Annotated in this window: 14 protein-coding genes; 5 read left to right on the top strand and 9 right to left on the bottom strand. The window is 68.9% G+C overall.

Going from position 1 to position 12,676, the window contains the following annotated elements; all coding sequences use genetic code 11:
• Positions 1-210 precede the first annotated feature (210 nt).
• From ABGB12_RS34280 to ABGB12_RS34260, 5 genes are read left to right on the top strand one after another with little or no spacing between them, the layout of a single operon-like run.
• Positions 211-840: a hypothetical protein gene (locus ABGB12_RS34280; protein ID WP_347684588.1), complete on the top strand. Its 630-nt coding sequence runs from the start codon at positions 211-213 to the stop codon at positions 838-840.
• The gene (locus ABGB12_RS34275; RefSeq protein WP_347684586.1) at positions 827-1,585 is read left to right on the top strand and encodes a hypothetical protein; all 759 of its coding nucleotides are present in this window, start codon (positions 827-829) and stop codon (positions 1,583-1,585) included. Before ABGB12_RS34280 ends, ABGB12_RS34275 begins: the two co-directional genes overlap by 14 nt.
• Positions 1,586-1,599: 14 nt before the next feature.
• A complete protein-coding gene (locus ABGB12_RS34270) occupies positions 1,600-2,892 on the top strand; it encodes a hypothetical protein (RefSeq protein WP_347684585.1) in 1,293 nt (430 codons plus the stop codon).
• Complete coding sequence (locus ABGB12_RS34265) at positions 2,889-3,557, top strand: 4Fe-4S single cluster domain-containing protein (protein WP_347684584.1); 669 nt, start codon at positions 2,889-2,891, stop codon at positions 3,555-3,557. The genes ABGB12_RS34270 and ABGB12_RS34265 overlap by 4 nt, the downstream gene beginning before the upstream one ends.
• Before the next feature lie 12 nt (positions 3,558-3,569).
• Complete coding sequence (locus ABGB12_RS34260; protein WP_347684582.1) at positions 3,570-4,514, top strand: hypothetical protein; 945 nt, start codon at positions 3,570-3,572, stop codon at positions 4,512-4,514.
• Positions 4,515-4,757: 243 nt separating this feature from the next.
• Here ABGB12_RS34260 and ABGB12_RS34255 read toward each other — a convergent pair whose 3' ends face one another.
• The 9 genes from ABGB12_RS34255 to ABGB12_RS34215 all read right to left on the bottom strand — a co-directional run bounded on the left by ABGB12_RS34255 (position 4,758) and on the right by ABGB12_RS34215 (position 12,522).
• Positions 4,758-5,360 carry a TetR/AcrR family transcriptional regulator gene (locus tag ABGB12_RS34255; RefSeq protein ID WP_347684581.1) on the bottom strand — a complete coding sequence of 201 codons (603 nt, stop codon included), beginning with the start codon at positions 5,358-5,360 and terminating at the stop codon, positions 4,758-4,760.
• Positions 5,357-6,175, bottom strand: a complete 819-nt coding sequence (locus ABGB12_RS34250; RefSeq protein WP_347684580.1) for an IclR family transcriptional regulator — start codon at positions 6,173-6,175, stop codon at positions 5,357-5,359. Before ABGB12_RS34250 ends, ABGB12_RS34255 begins: the two co-directional genes overlap by 4 nt.
• Before the next feature lie 158 nt (positions 6,176-6,333).
• Entirely contained in the window at positions 6,334-7,182 is an 849-nt protein-coding gene (locus ABGB12_RS34245) for an alpha/beta fold hydrolase (RefSeq protein WP_347684579.1), read from the bottom strand.
• 9 nt (positions 7,183-7,191) lie between these two features.
• Positions 7,192-7,989, bottom strand: coding sequence for a 3-(cis-5,6-dihydroxycyclohexa-1,3-dien-1-yl)propanoate dehydrogenase (hcaB, locus tag ABGB12_RS34240; protein ID WP_347684578.1), 798 nt, complete (start codon positions 7,987-7,989; stop codon positions 7,192-7,194).
• A complete protein-coding gene (locus ABGB12_RS34235) occupies positions 7,989-8,336 on the bottom strand; it encodes a bifunctional 3-phenylpropionate/cinnamic acid dioxygenase ferredoxin subunit (protein WP_347684576.1) in 348 nt (115 codons plus the stop codon). Before ABGB12_RS34235 ends, hcaB begins: the two co-directional genes overlap by 1 nt.
• A 14-nt stretch (positions 8,337-8,350) precedes the next feature.
• Positions 8,351-8,902: an aromatic-ring-hydroxylating dioxygenase subunit beta gene (locus ABGB12_RS34230; protein ID WP_347684574.1), complete on the bottom strand. Its 552-nt coding sequence runs from the start codon at positions 8,900-8,902 to the stop codon at positions 8,351-8,353.
• Positions 8,899-10,227 (bottom strand): aromatic ring-hydroxylating dioxygenase subunit alpha, encoded by a 1,329-nt coding sequence (locus tag ABGB12_RS34225; RefSeq protein WP_347684572.1) that lies wholly within the window; start codon positions 10,225-10,227, stop codon positions 8,899-8,901. The genes ABGB12_RS34230 and ABGB12_RS34225 overlap by 4 nt, the downstream gene beginning before the upstream one ends.
• The gene (locus tag ABGB12_RS34220) at positions 10,224-11,129 is read right to left on the bottom strand and encodes a VOC family protein (protein WP_347684570.1); all 906 of its coding nucleotides are present in this window, start codon (positions 11,127-11,129) and stop codon (positions 10,224-10,226) included. The genes ABGB12_RS34225 and ABGB12_RS34220 overlap by 4 nt, the downstream gene beginning before the upstream one ends.
• A gap of 169 nt (positions 11,130-11,298) precedes the next feature.
• On the bottom strand, positions 11,299-12,522 hold the full coding sequence (locus tag ABGB12_RS34215) for an FAD-dependent oxidoreductase (protein ID WP_347684568.1): 1,224 nt from the start codon (positions 12,520-12,522) through the stop codon (positions 11,299-11,301).
• Positions 12,523-12,676: the final 154 nt, after the last annotated feature.

Raw genomic sequence — 12,676 nt, 5'->3', positions numbered from 1 at the left:
TCCATAGAACACCGAAAATTCCTGGAGACAGTGGAATGAAAGTACGCTCCACAATCATGTTGGCCATGGGGATATATTTATGGGATCGTACTCCAAGAGGCCGGATATCAGATCTACTTCGAGCGCACGGAATACGACAGACTCCCATTCCAACGTTTTATGGAATTACCTATGGCGCCACAGAGCACTGAGAAGCTCAATCGATGGGAAATGCTTTCAGCATGGTGGGCCGGAACCTGGGACGGGCTATGGCGGGTCCTCACCCTGCCGGGGGCGAACGAGTTCGGGGCCGGGAAATGCCCCCATCCCTGGACGCCCGCGATCGAAGACCGGCACGAACGAGCCCTCGGGCTCTCCAAGACGATACTGAGTGAGCTCTTCTACGAGGAGCGCCATCTGATCGCCCGGATCCACACCGAGGCGTTCGCGGTCGTCCGCGAGTTCAACGCCAATGTCGGGACGGTCAGCCCCGCGGCCTTCGGCAGGCTCTCCCAGGCCCTCGGGGACTGGGGCTCGGTCACCCGCGAGGCGATGGGGCGCGCTCAGGTCGCGGCTCACCCCTGCGATCTGTGGATCGTGCGCTACTTCCGGGCTCTCTCCGCCGGCCACGCGGGACTGCGACGGTATCGCCCCCGCCACCTTGACGCGTGGAAGCCCGTCAAGGCGTCCACGGTCGTCAAGGAGTTCTGGAGCGATCCCTGGAACCTGCTGACCGGGCGCGAGGAGTTCGGTTACGACGCCGGCGACTCCGCGGGTGTCATCGACAAGGCAATCAAGATCATCAATCCGGAACTGAAGCCGGATCCGGGAGCACCGGAGGACCCCCATGACTGCACCTGACCGCCTTCGTCCTTCCTGGCGCGCCAGGCTCCTGGCCCTGCCCATCGGCTTCGCGCTGCTCCTCCCCGGTCTCACCGCCTGCGGCGGTCCGCAACGGCTCAGCGGAGGGTGCGGCATCGTCGTGGACGGCTCCGGTTCGAGCCGGGAGACGACAGGCTTCAACGCCGATCAGCAACTGAGGAAGGACCTCGACCGGTTCCTGCTCAAGGCCAAGTGCCGCAACGTCGTGTTCGCCGCGATCACGGTGAACTCCGCGGCCTCGACATGCAGTTCCGAACCGATCGATCTCGACCCCGACGAGATCGGCACCACCCCGCGTGAGCAGGTGCGGGCGAGTTTCCGCGCCGCGACGCTCATCGCCGCCCAGAGCCTTCTCAAATGCATCTACGACGACAAACGCAACGACGGCGGCTCGGACGTGCTCGGCGGACTCGCCAGGATCGCCAGGAGCCACCCCGACAGTGCCGGAGACTTCAACGTTCTCGTCGTCAGCGACTTCATGCACACCGATCCGCACGTGAGCCTCTACCGGGCCGACCTCGGCACGGAACTGAAGCGCGAGAAGATCATCGACGGGCTCGTGGACCGGGGACAGATCTCCGACCTCTCATCGATCAAACTCACGACGTCCGGTTACGGAATGCTCCAAGGCAAGGACCCCGCCAAGTTCTCCCAGTTCGACGCGTTCTGGCGCAGCGTCCTCAAGGACCACGCCGGGGTGCCCGAGCCCTTGACCCTTCAATGAGCGGAGGCTCGAGAATGTCAGACGCCCCCAGCCCCCGGCCCGCTCCTGTCCGAACCGTCCATCCTCTGCGTTACCGGCCCGAGGATCCGGCGCTCATCGAGAAGGTGCGCACCCAGGCGATCGAGCACGTACGCGGTGCCGTCTACGACGTCTGGTCGCTGGAGTCGCTCAGCGAGCGTCTCCCCTACCAGCTGGAACTCGAGCGGGAACGCGCCCGCAAGGTCCAGGAATGCCGGACCGACCTCGCCGACTCCCTCCGCAAGCTGGAGAACGACGCGGCCTCCGCCGATGCGGCGGTGGAGAAGAGTGACAAGACACTCCAAGAGCTCACCCGTGTCCACGAGGAGGCGCTCGAACAGCTCAAGATCAACCGTGCGAAGCTCGACTGGCTGGCCTCGGAGCACCTGAACCGCCATCCCGCCGCCCCGCCCGACCCGAAGATCGAGTCGCTCCCCGAACCCGGCCCCGAACCCGAAGCGACCGGGGGCCCGGAGAAGACATCGATGTTCGAGCCATACGAGCGGTGGGAGGCGGCCTCCTTCCAGCCGCCCTTCTCCAATGGGATTCGCCGGGCGGTGCTGCTCGGACTGATCGGCGTCGACATGCCGATCCAATACCAAATCTTCAGCCACTTCCACGGAGAATCCTTCCTCGAACACGCCCTGACCTGGGTTCTCACGGTGTCCGTCTCCCTCGTTCTGGTCCTGCTTCCCCATCTCGCCGGGCACTTGTTCCGCCGCCGCCATCTGACGGGCACCGCCCGGACGATGGACTGGCTGCCGATCGCCATGCTGATCCCCTGGCTCTACCTCCTCTGGCGGCTGGGGACGCTCCGCGCGAAGGTCATGCTGATACCGCCGACTCCCAACGGCGTACCGCTCACCGACCCTGTCACCCATCAGCCGTACCCCACTCCCGCCGAGGCCCTCGACATCTCGCCGGGCAGCATCGGGCTGCTTTTCGTGGCGCTGCTCCTCGCGACCGGCGGCATCGCCTTCCTGATCGGGCTGGCCCAGGAGCATCCCCTGCAGATCGCCCATCGTGAGGCGGAGAAACGGGTCCACGACGCCCGCGAGAACCTGAACAAGCACCATCAGCAGAACACCGCGGCGCACGCCGAGCAAGCCCGGGCACACGCCGAACTCGACGCGATGCGCCTGACGTTCGCCGAGCGGCTGGAAGAGCGCGTGACCCACACGCACTTGTCCTATGACCAGGCCGAATACTCCTACTACGTGGCGCTCACGGAGGCCGCAGGACTTCCCGCGCTGACAGAGACGGTCTCCCGGACGATGACACGGCCATGACCGCGCTCCTTCTGAGCCGGGTGCTCTACCCGGTGCTGGCACTCGGGCCGGGCCGTCGTCTGGGCGTCTGGTTCCAGGGGTGCACGCTGGCCTGCCCCGGATGCATGTCCGTCGACACGTGGCCGTCCGGGGCGGGCTTCACCTCCTCGGTCGAGGAGGTGACGCGGCTCTGGCGGAAAGCGGTCAGGGCGGGCGCGAACGGCTTGACCATCAGCGGCGGCGAGCCCCTCCAGCAGGCCGAGGGGCTCGCTGAGCTGCTGGCCTCGGTGCGAGCCGTCGCGGCCGGACACCCGGTCGACGTCCTCGTCTATACCGGCTACGAAGAGGACGAACTCGACACCGCCCGTCGAAACGCGCTCGCCGGAGCCGACGCCGTGGTGACCGGCCGTTATCGAGCCGGCGAACCGACCGCTCTCATCTGGCGTGGATCGGCGAACCAGCGGCTGACTCCGATGACAGAGCTCGGTAGGGACCGGTATACCCCGTTCCTACGGCATGTCCCCGAGCGTCCCCCCCTCCAGGTGGAGCGGGACGGCGAACAGGTGTGGCTGATCGGAGTCCCCCGCAAAGGGACAATCCCTCGCCTTGAAGGCGCTATGCGCAGGGAAGGCGTGTCGGTGCACAGAGCCCGGGCACATGGCAGGACTGATCATCCAAAAATGTGATATCCAGAGCCTATGAGCGCGTCGGAGCTCCGGAAGGAATTGGGAAAACTCTGCAAGGGGCGCGGCCTCATGGGTCCCCTTGACCCTGGCCTCGTAGGTCCGCGTCTCATCGAGCGGATGACCGCGTCCGGCGTGTCCGACTCCGTCGACCGCGGCTCCGTCATCTCCTGGCTCACCACCGCCGTCGAACCGCTGCCCGAAGACCTCCGGCTGGTGGCCCAGGTGGCGCTCGGCGTCCATCCCGAGGCCCGTAAACGCTTCCTCGGCGAACGGCTCCAGTGGCTCGCCGAGACCCTCGGACGGGACGAGCGGACGGTGCGCCGCCGGGTCGACGAAGCACTCGTCCTCCTGGCGAACGTCCTCTCCGAAGAGAAGGCCCCGATCAGCCGTTCCTCCGCGCGGAAGAACGGCTGGTACTTCGCGTCGATCAAGACGCTGGTGCGGCTCGATCTGCCTTTGCGCGAGGTCATCGAAGAACGCCGGCTGGTGGCCACGGCCGCCGCACTCGATACTCTGGAAATTGAGGTGAGTCTTCCGCGCTCGCCCGGCGAGGTCGTCCGTGAGCTGTCCGCGGAGGCGATGTTCGGCGGCCTGCTGATCGCGGTGGAACGGCCCTCCGACAGCCTTCGGCGTTTCGTGATCAAGCTACCGCGAACCCTCCGGCGGGGCGACCGCCACAGCCTCACCCTCCGCTATACCTTCCCGGATCCGAACCTATTGCGGCATTACGCGCTGACCCCGTTGGTCCGATGCGATGACTTCCAGCTATGCCTGAAGTGCCCACCCCCAGAACAGATCCGAGTCTGGCGGCTCGACGCCGTCACCCCACGGATGCTCGACGACTCACCGGCCGCAGGCACCGAAGTCATGCCCGACGCGGCGAACGAGCTGTCGATCGAGTTCAGCAACCCGGCGCTGGGACTCGCGCACGGCTTCCGCTGGCGCTTCCTCAAATGAGTGTTCCCAACCCTTGGCGTCCGTGCTGAAGGAGGAAGCCCACTTCGCGTGACAGGGGCCGGCCCACACGGCATCGGGACGCCCGTCACCAGGGCGGTGTCCCCTGCACCGGCGCCGGAGGAAGGACGATGCTCGCCAGCCCCTCGCTCAGGGTGCTCATGTAGCGGCTGAGCGTGGTTCCGCGCGTGGACAAGGCGAACGTTTGACGACCGGATCCATGACCTTGCCGGCCGTCCGGCCGGCTCACCCTTGCGGGGCGGCGGCGGTGATGGCGGTCAGGACGACGTCCAGGAGGGGGGCCATCTCGGCGCGGAGGAGGTCGGGTTCGAAGCGGCTGAGGAGCATGGCGCCTATGGCGTAGGTGACCGAGAGGCGGGCGAGGCGCGCGCCGAGGGCCTCGGGGTCGGGAACGCCGGCCTCGGCCGCGGCGGGGACGATGACGCGGGCGAGGGTGGAGGTGACGAGTCGGTTGTTGGCGTCGAGGAGGGCGGCGAGAGCGGTGTCGGCGCCTGCGAGGAAGTCGCGCTGGATGCTCAGGTAATGCCGGTTGTCGATGACGATCTCTGGGGCGTTCTTGTAATAGCTGCGCATGCGTTCCATCGCCGACAGGGCCGGGTCGGCGGTGAGAGTTTCGAGTTGCGCGTAGAAACGGCGGGTTCCGCGTTCCAGGACCGCTTCGAGAATTCCGGCCTTGTTCCCGAAATGGTGGTAGACCGAGCCCACGGGCAGTCCGGACTCCGCGCAGATCTTCGAGATGGAGGTGGCCGCGTAGCCGCGTTCGGCCATGAGCCTTTCGGCGGCTTCGAGGATCACCTCACGGGAGGAGGTCTCGGTATTGATGGTCATGCTCCCTCAGCGAACCTCAGAACGGGCGCGTCGGCTTCCCGGAGCGCTCGGGCGACCTTGATCGCGGTCTCGTGGAGGGCTCCCACGAACTTCTGCCCCGTGCCGTCGGCCGCGCCGAAGGGGATGGACACCGCGGCCACCGCCCTGCCGTTCTGCAGGACGGGGACGGCGACGCAGCGCAGGCCGCAGGCGACCTCCTCGGTGTCGGTGGCCGCCTTGCTGTCCCGGATGCGGTCGAGTGCCTCGGCCAGGCGGGCGGGATCGATGATCGTGGTCGAAGTGCGGCGGTCGAGCGGCCCGCCGAGGACGGCCTGGACGGTCTCGGGAGGGGAGAAGGCGAGGATGGCCTTGCCGAGCGCCGGCATGTGGGCGCCGAGACGGTCTCCTACGGCGACGGGGCTGAGGGTGCGGTCGGAGCCGGGGCCCTGCACCTTCTCCAGGTAGAGCACCTCCCGGTCGCGCAGGACGGCGAACTGGACGGTCTGGCCGGTACGCGCGGCCAGGGTCTTCAGGTACGGCCGGGCCAGCTCGCGCATCCCGATCTCCGGGGAACGCGACCCCATGACGAACACCATGGGGCCGAGAGTGTACTCCTCGCTGTCCCGGGCGAGCGCGCCGAGTTCCACGAGCATCTTGACGACCCGGTGGACCGTGGACTTCGGCAGGCCGGTGCGGTGGCTGAGCTGGGTGAGGCTCAGATGCGCGTCGCCGAGCCTGAAGGCGCGCATGATCCTGCCGGCCTTATTCAGGATCGAAAGGCCCGCGCTGCCTCGGCCCGGGCCCCGGGTGAACTCATGGATGGCGTCTTCGCCCACCGCACTCCTCCTGATCATGACACCGGAAGTGAATCGTTAGAACGATCCTTCTAGCACTTTCTCAGGATACTCAACCCGGTGCTTGGAATCCATGTTCCGAGGCGCCGAAAAAGAGGGGCGACAGCCGAATCGCTGTCGCCCCGTCCGCCGGTAGATCGTTAATGATCGCGGATGAACCCCGCGACGATCGAATTGAATTCGCGCGCGTGTTCGAGCTGCGCCCAGTGGCCGCAGCGGTTGAGCAGGACCAGCCGTGAGTCCGGGACGAGTCCGAGCAGGCGCAGGCTGTTCTCGAAGTGCACGACCCGGTCGTCCCTGCCGTGGATCGCCAGGGTCGGTGCGCCGATCTCGGCGATCCTCGAGCCGAGCTCGAAGAAGGCGGTTATCGAGGACGACGGGTGGCCGAACGACCCCAGGAATCCCTGCAGGTGCTCCGGGCGCTCCGAGGCCGCCCGCGACCGGGTCTCGGTGAGTTCCTCGGTGGCCAGCGCCTGGTCGAAGCACATCACCTGGACGAGCCGGCGCATGCCCTCCGGGCTCGGGTCGCGGTAGGCCTCTAGGAGGACCGTCATCCCCTCCGACAGTCCTCCACCCGGTGAGAACAAGTTCGGCCCCGGGCAGGGAGCACCCATCGTCACCAGGTGGCTGACCCGCTCGGGATGGCGGATCGCGGTGGAGATGGACGTCACCCCGCCCATGGAGTTGCCGACGAGCGCGGCCCGTTCGATCCCCAGCTCGTCGAGGAATTCGACGAGCGTGGCGATGTGGTCGCGTCCGGTCTCGTCGGTCTGGGTGTCGCTGCGGCCCCAGCCGGGCATGTCCACCGCGATCACCCGGTGGTCGCGCGCGAGCGGGCCGATGTTGTCGCGGAAGTTGTTCCAGCCGGTGGCGCCGGGGCCGCTGCCGTGCAGCAGCACGACCGGGTGGCCCTCGCCGGCCTCGTGGTAGTGGATGCGGAAGTTCTTGGTCCGCGCGTAGCGGCTGGTGCCCTCTTCGGTGATTTCCATGATCGCTCCTTACTGGGCCGGGGGACGTTGCGGCGTGCCGAACGCGCTGATGTCGAAGACCGCGCCGGTGACCGTCGAGGAGTTCGCGCGGGACGCCAGCAGCACGTACGAGCCGGTGTAGTCGGCGGGCTCGACGTCGTTGCGCAGCGCCGAGCGGGTCCGGACGAGCTCCTTGATCGGCATCGCGTCGGTGATGGACGTGCCGTCGAGGCCGAGCGAGCCGGGGCCGCGCAGGTCGGTGGCCATGCCGCCGGGAGCGACCGCGTTGACCCTGACCTCGGGCGACAGCTCGTAGGCGAGCTGCCTGACCAGGCCCACGCCCGCGTGCTTGGACGCGGTGTAGAGCGGTCCTCCGCCCGCGGGGAAGAACGCGGCGTTCGACAGCGTGAAGATCATGCTGCCGTGCGACTCCCGCAGCGCCTCGGCCGCGGCGCGCGCGCCCAGCAGGTAGCCCTTGACGTTGACCGCGAACACCTCGTCGAAGCCCCGGGCCAGGTCCTCGGGCGAGGTGTCGAGGAGTCCGCGGAAGAAGTCCCAGATCCCGGCGTTCCCGACGAACACCTCGAGTCCGCCGAACTCCTCGACGGCCGTGGCGACGGCCTTCGCGTTGTCCTCCGGCGAGGTGACGTCGCCCTGCACGGTGACGATCCGGCCGAGCGACCATTCGCGCAGGTCGGCGAGCTTGACCGGGTCCCGGTCGAACGCCACGACGCGGGCGCCTTCGGCGTCGAACCGCTCGGCGATCGCCCGGCCCAGCCCCGATCCCGCGCCGGTGATCAGGACCGGTGTCGTGTCCAGCCAGCCCATCATGACTCCTTCGGCAGCGTGTAGTCGGCGGGCAGCGCCACCAGGACGTCGCCGTCCTCGGCGCGCACGGGATGCGTCCGCACAGCGCGGCTGGCGGGCGGGCACAGGGCCCGGCCCGTCCTCAGGTCGAACTTGGCCATGTGCAGGGTGCACTCCACGACGCAGTCCTCCACCCAGCCCTCGGCGAGCGAGAACGTCTCGTGGGTGCAGGTGTCGTCGATGCAGAACAGCTCGTCGCCGGAGCGGAACACCGAGACGGGCGGGACCGTCGCGAAGACGAACCCTTCGTCCTCGGGCACCTCGGCGACGGAGCACACCCGCACCCAGCGGGTCAGTGTGTCGGTCATGCCTGTCGCCCCGTTCACAGGAAGATGCTGATGCTCGGCGCGAGGATCGTCGTCTGCTCCAGGACGATCTTGCGGTCGGCGATCAGGTACGGATAGGCGGCGTCCGGGCCGGCCGGTCGCAGCACGTCGGAGCGCTCGCCGACGAACCAGTCCTCGTGGCGCTCCAGCCTGCTGCGGTACACCCAGAAGTTCGTGCGGACGGCCAGCTCGCCGCCGTCCAGCTCGGTGATCCGGATGTTGGTGAGCAGACGGCGGGTCCGCGACGGCGGCTCCTCCGACCACTGGAGCCCGGACGTGATCCGCCGGACCCGTCCGCACAGCATCGTGTGGTCGTCGTCGACGTGAGCCCCTTCGCCGCGCGCCGAGATCTCCTTGTCACGCTCACGGATCGTGCGGGTGGAGCGGGTCGGGATCCAGTAGCGGGCGTCCTCGGCGAACAGGGTGATCCACTCGGTGTACCGGTGGTCGTCGAGCAACTCGGCCTCGGCGTACAGGAACTGCTCGACGCGGTGCTGGAGCACGGGGTCGGTGGTGCGCAGCGCGGACTGCGCGGTCGCGGCGGTCATGCGGACGGCACCTCCTCGGCGGCGCGGCGGGCCGCGTCGAGCTCGGCGATCTCGGCCCAGGTACGGCCGGTCATCAGGTCTTTCCAGCGCTGGTAGAAGCCGCGCGCGGCGGTCTCGCTGAACACGTCGTTGGACAGGCCCGGCAGGCCGTGCGTGTCGCGCTCCTCGTGGCCGAGGCCCATCTGGGCGTTGAAGGAGTTGGCGCGGGCCATCCAGCCGCGCAGGACCGTCTGCACCTCGGTCCAGTTCTCACCGTCGTCGGTCTCGAAGACCCCGGCGGGGCTGAACGTGAACGCGCTCATCTTGCGGTAGTCCTCCTTGACCTCCTCGGGCGCGGTCTTCGGGATGTACACCCACGCCCAGACCTCGACCTGACCGGGCCCGCGCGGGTGCCAGACCCGCAGCGAGCGAGGCGGGCCGAGCCAGGAGAAGTTCGGGAAGACGGTGTTGTGCCCGTACACCTTGTGGGCGCGTTCTTCGCCGATCCGGGCGAAGACCTCCTCCCGCTTGCCGGTCTGCCAGGCGCTCGCCTCGGGGCCGAACTGGAAGTCGGGCCCGAACTCCGGCAGCCAGAACGAGCCGGAACCGTGGCCGTTGCCGGCGAACTGGCGGCCGGGCGAGAACTGCGCCTGGAGCGAGAACGCGGCCTGCCCGGCGGGGTCGTCGGTCATGGCGATCAACGCCGAGGGGTGCGAGATCGGCGCGTGGTACATGTCGCTGGCGAACTGTTCGGCCGCGAACTTCCAGTTGCAGTCGATGACCCACTTCATCGGGCCGGGGACGAGTTCGATGCCTCCCTCGTAGGCGTCCAGGACCGCGTCGAGGTAGTACGTCATCTCGCCCAGGTACTCTTCGATCTCCGGGACGTCAGCGGACCACGTTCCGAAGATGATGCCCTTGTAGACGGCGATCCGGGGAACCTTCAGGGCCCCCCACTTGGACTTGTCGATCTCGTTCCGGTAGGCGCGGCCCTCCTCGGGGACGTTGATGAGGTTGCCTTCGAGGTCGTAGGCCCAGCCGTGGTAGCTGCACGTGAACGTCTTCGCGGTGCCCTCGTCGGCGCGGCAGATGCGCATGCCCCGGTGGCGGCACTGGTTGAGGAACGCCTTGACGCTCCCGTCCCGCTGCCGGACGACCAGCACGGGGTCCTCACCCATGTACGTCTGGACGAAGTCGCCGCGCTTGGGAAGCTGGGAGTCGTGCGCGAGGAACAGCCAGGACCTGCCGAACACCCGCTCCAGTTCGAGCTGGTAGACGTCCTCGTCGGTGTAGATGCGCGGGTCGATGAGACCGCCGGAGGCATCGAGTGCAGTGAGGTCGATCATCGTGCCGCCGCCTCCTGTCGCGCCTCGGCCGGGGCCGGCGGAGTCTGGAAGTGGTGGCCCCACAGGCTGGCAGCGCTGTAGTGGCCGACGGTCCACTCCGCGTCGTCGATGAGCAGGCCGTCACAGCCGTACTCGACGTCGAAGCCGGACGGGGTCTGCACGTAGAAGGACGTCATCCGGTCGTTGGTGTGCTCGCCCATGGCCATGGTCAGGGTGTCCTCGGCTGCGCCTACGGCGTCCAGTGCGCGGCCCACTGCGCTCAGGTCGGAGACCTCGAGCATGAGGTGGCCCAGACCGGAGGGCGCCCCGGGGATCGAGGCGAACGCGGCGGAGTGGTGGCGGGGATTGCAGTGGAGGAAGATTCCCTCGGCGATCTGGAAATCGATGGTGTCGGACAGGCGGAAGCCCAGGACGTCGCAGTAGAACGCGGCGGCCTTCTGCGCGTCGTCGGACAGCATGAACACGTGGCCCACGCCGAGGTCTCCGGTGACGAAGGAGACACCGCGCGGGGAGACGAAGGCGTGGTGGTCGGTGGCCTGGCCGTAGTAGGCCTCGAGGCGGTTGCCGTCGGGATCGGTGAAGGAGACGAGCCTGCGGACCTGCCTGCGGGCGGCCAGCTCGGGCTCCTCGCCGACCTCGACCCCCGCGGCGTTCAGCGTCGCCACGAGCGCGTCGAGATCCGCGGCCTTGGCGGTCTCGAAGCCGAGCGCCACGAGGCTGCGCGGCCCGGCGGGCTCGCCCTCCTCGATGACGACCCGGTAGGCGCGGTCGTCCAGGCGCAGGAGCAGCTCGCCGTCCTGGCCGTCGATGAGCTGCGCGCCGAGGATCTCCGCGCCGAATCGGCGCCACTCCTCGATCGGGCCCCTCACCACGAGGTAGCCCAGTGCGTGAATGGTTGACATGGGGTGCGTCCTTCGTTCGCGTGAATGCCGGCGGGCGAGCCGTCGCGCACTCAGGGGTGGGTCGCGCCGCGCCGTGTGTCCGGCGTCGCGGCCGTACCACGAGTCTCGGTCGGGAATGTGGCCCAGAGCACGTTCGGTTCCGTTCGCCGGAACATCCGGTGCGCAGGGGTCAGCGGCGGGCCTTGAGCAGGGGGCGGAGATCGGCGGACGGGTCGGCCAGCACCTCCGGGTCGGGCTGCGCCTCGGTGCCGACGAGACGGCGGGCGACGACGATGAGACGGTTCCCGTCGATGGCCGCGGCGCCGAGCATCCGGCCGTCGGCGTCCAGGGAGAAGACCGCCTGGGGGGCTCCGTCCGGGGCCGTCCTGATGATCCGGTTCGGGCTGTCGAGGGCGCCCACGGCTTCCACGTGGACGCCGTGCCGGTCGGTCCAGAACCAGTCGGGTTCGGCGGGAGGCAGCGGCAGGCCGAGCATCCCGGCGGCGGCCGTCCGGCCCGCGTGCCGCGCCGCCTGCCAGTGCTCACGCCGGTGGCCCCCCGCCGCCCCGGAGACCGCGAGGTCCCCTGCGGCGAAGACGCCGGGCCTTGAGGTGCGCTGCGCGTCGTCCACGACGATCCCGCCCGCCGTGGCCAGGCCCGCGGTCGCCGCGAGGCGCGTGTCCACGGCGAGGCCGACGCCCGCGACGACGGCGTCGGCCGCGACCACGCGGCCGCCGCCGGTCGTGACGGTCAAGGCGGGGCCGTCCGAGGTGATCGCGGCGACGGTGTCGGCGATGACCTCGATGCCCGCCGCGGTGTGCTGGGCGTGCAGATGCCCGGCGATCTCCGGGCCGAGCGCGCCGGCGAGCGGCGGTGTCGCGGGCTCCACCAGAGTCACCTCGCAGCCCAGCGCGCAAGCGGTGGAGGCGACCTCCGCGCCGATGAGGCCGCCGCCCACCACGGTGATCCGGGCGCCAGGAACCAGGACTTCGGCCAGCGCCCGCGCGTCCTCCACGTTCCGCAGCCCGAACACCCCGGTCAGATCGCCGCCCGGTACGGGCAGGGGACGGGCCAGCCCGCCCGTCGCCAGCAGGACGGCGTCCGCGGACACGAGGGAACCGTCATCCAGCTCGACCCCCGCCTCGGTGGCACGCAGGGCGACCGCGGAACGGCCGCCCAGCCAGCGCACGTCGTTGTCGGCGAACCATTCCTCGGGGACGAGGCGCATGCCGTCGAGATCGGTCGTGCCCTGCAGGAAGGCCTTGCTCAGCGGCGGCCGGTCGTAGGGGACCTCGCCGGGGTCGAGCACCGTGATCGTCCCGGTGTGGCCCAGGGCCCTCAACTCGCCGGCCGCCGTGATCCCGGCGAGCCCGCCCCCGACGATGACGACCCGACCGGGCCGAAGTGTGGACATGGTGCTCCTTCGCGCTCGTGACGGCCGGGGTGGGGTGAGCCTCGGCCCGTCCACCATGGAATCCGGGAGGGCCGACGCCGTCACGCGCCGTACCGACGAGCGGAACACCTCGCGCTCACGCCAAGACACGAGTTGATCGACTGAACCGCCCGGA

The sequence above is a fragment of the Actinocorallia sp. B10E7 genome, from assembly GCF_039871655.1.
Taxonomy (GTDB): Bacteria; Actinomycetota; Actinomycetes; order Streptosporangiales; family Streptosporangiaceae; genus Actinocorallia.
Note: the sequence above shows the minus strand (reverse complement) of the source record. Positions and strands in the feature narration are given on the sequence as shown.

What these genes read in the sequence shown, in the direction of transcription:
- ABGB12_RS34280 (WP_347684588.1), top strand. Translation starts at nt 211, where the DNA reads ATGCTTTCAGCATGGTGGGCCGGAACCTGGGACGGGCTATGGCGGGTC.
- ABGB12_RS34275 (WP_347684586.1), top strand. Translation starts at nt 827, where the DNA reads ATGACTGCACCTGACCGCCTTCGTCCTTCCTGGCGCGCCAGGCTCCTG.
- ABGB12_RS34270 (WP_347684585.1), top strand. Translation starts at nt 1,600, where the DNA reads ATGTCAGACGCCCCCAGCCCCCGGCCCGCTCCTGTCCGAACCGTCCAT.
- ABGB12_RS34265 (WP_347684584.1), top strand. Translation starts at nt 2,889, where the DNA reads ATGACCGCGCTCCTTCTGAGCCGGGTGCTCTACCCGGTGCTGGCACTC.
- ABGB12_RS34260 (WP_347684582.1), top strand. Translation starts at nt 3,570, where the DNA reads ATGAGCGCGTCGGAGCTCCGGAAGGAATTGGGAAAACTCTGCAAGGGG.
- ABGB12_RS34255 (WP_347684581.1), bottom strand. Translation starts at nt 5,360, where the DNA reads ATGACCATCAATACCGAGACCTCCTCCCGTGAGGTGATCCTCGAAGCC.
- ABGB12_RS34245 (WP_347684579.1), bottom strand. Translation starts at nt 7,182, where the DNA reads ATGGAAATCACCGAAGAGGGCACCAGCCGCTACGCGCGGACCAAGAAC.
- hcaB (WP_347684578.1), bottom strand. Translation starts at nt 7,989, where the DNA reads ATGGGCTGGCTGGACACGACACCGGTCCTGATCACCGGCGCGGGATCG.
- ABGB12_RS34235 (WP_347684576.1), bottom strand. Translation starts at nt 8,336, where the DNA reads ATGACCGACACACTGACCCGCTGGGTGCGGGTGTGCTCCGTCGCCGAG.
- ABGB12_RS34230 (WP_347684574.1), bottom strand. Translation starts at nt 8,902, where the DNA reads ATGACCGCCGCGACCGCGCAGTCCGCGCTGCGCACCACCGACCCCGTG.
- ABGB12_RS34225 (WP_347684572.1), bottom strand. Translation starts at nt 10,227, where the DNA reads ATGATCGACCTCACTGCACTCGATGCCTCCGGCGGTCTCATCGACCCG.
- ABGB12_RS34220 (WP_347684570.1), bottom strand. Translation starts at nt 11,129, where the DNA reads ATGTCAACCATTCACGCACTGGGCTACCTCGTGGTGAGGGGCCCGATC.
- ABGB12_RS34215 (WP_347684568.1), bottom strand. Translation starts at nt 12,522, where the DNA reads ATGTCCACACTTCGGCCCGGTCGGGTCGTCATCGTCGGGGGCGGGCTC.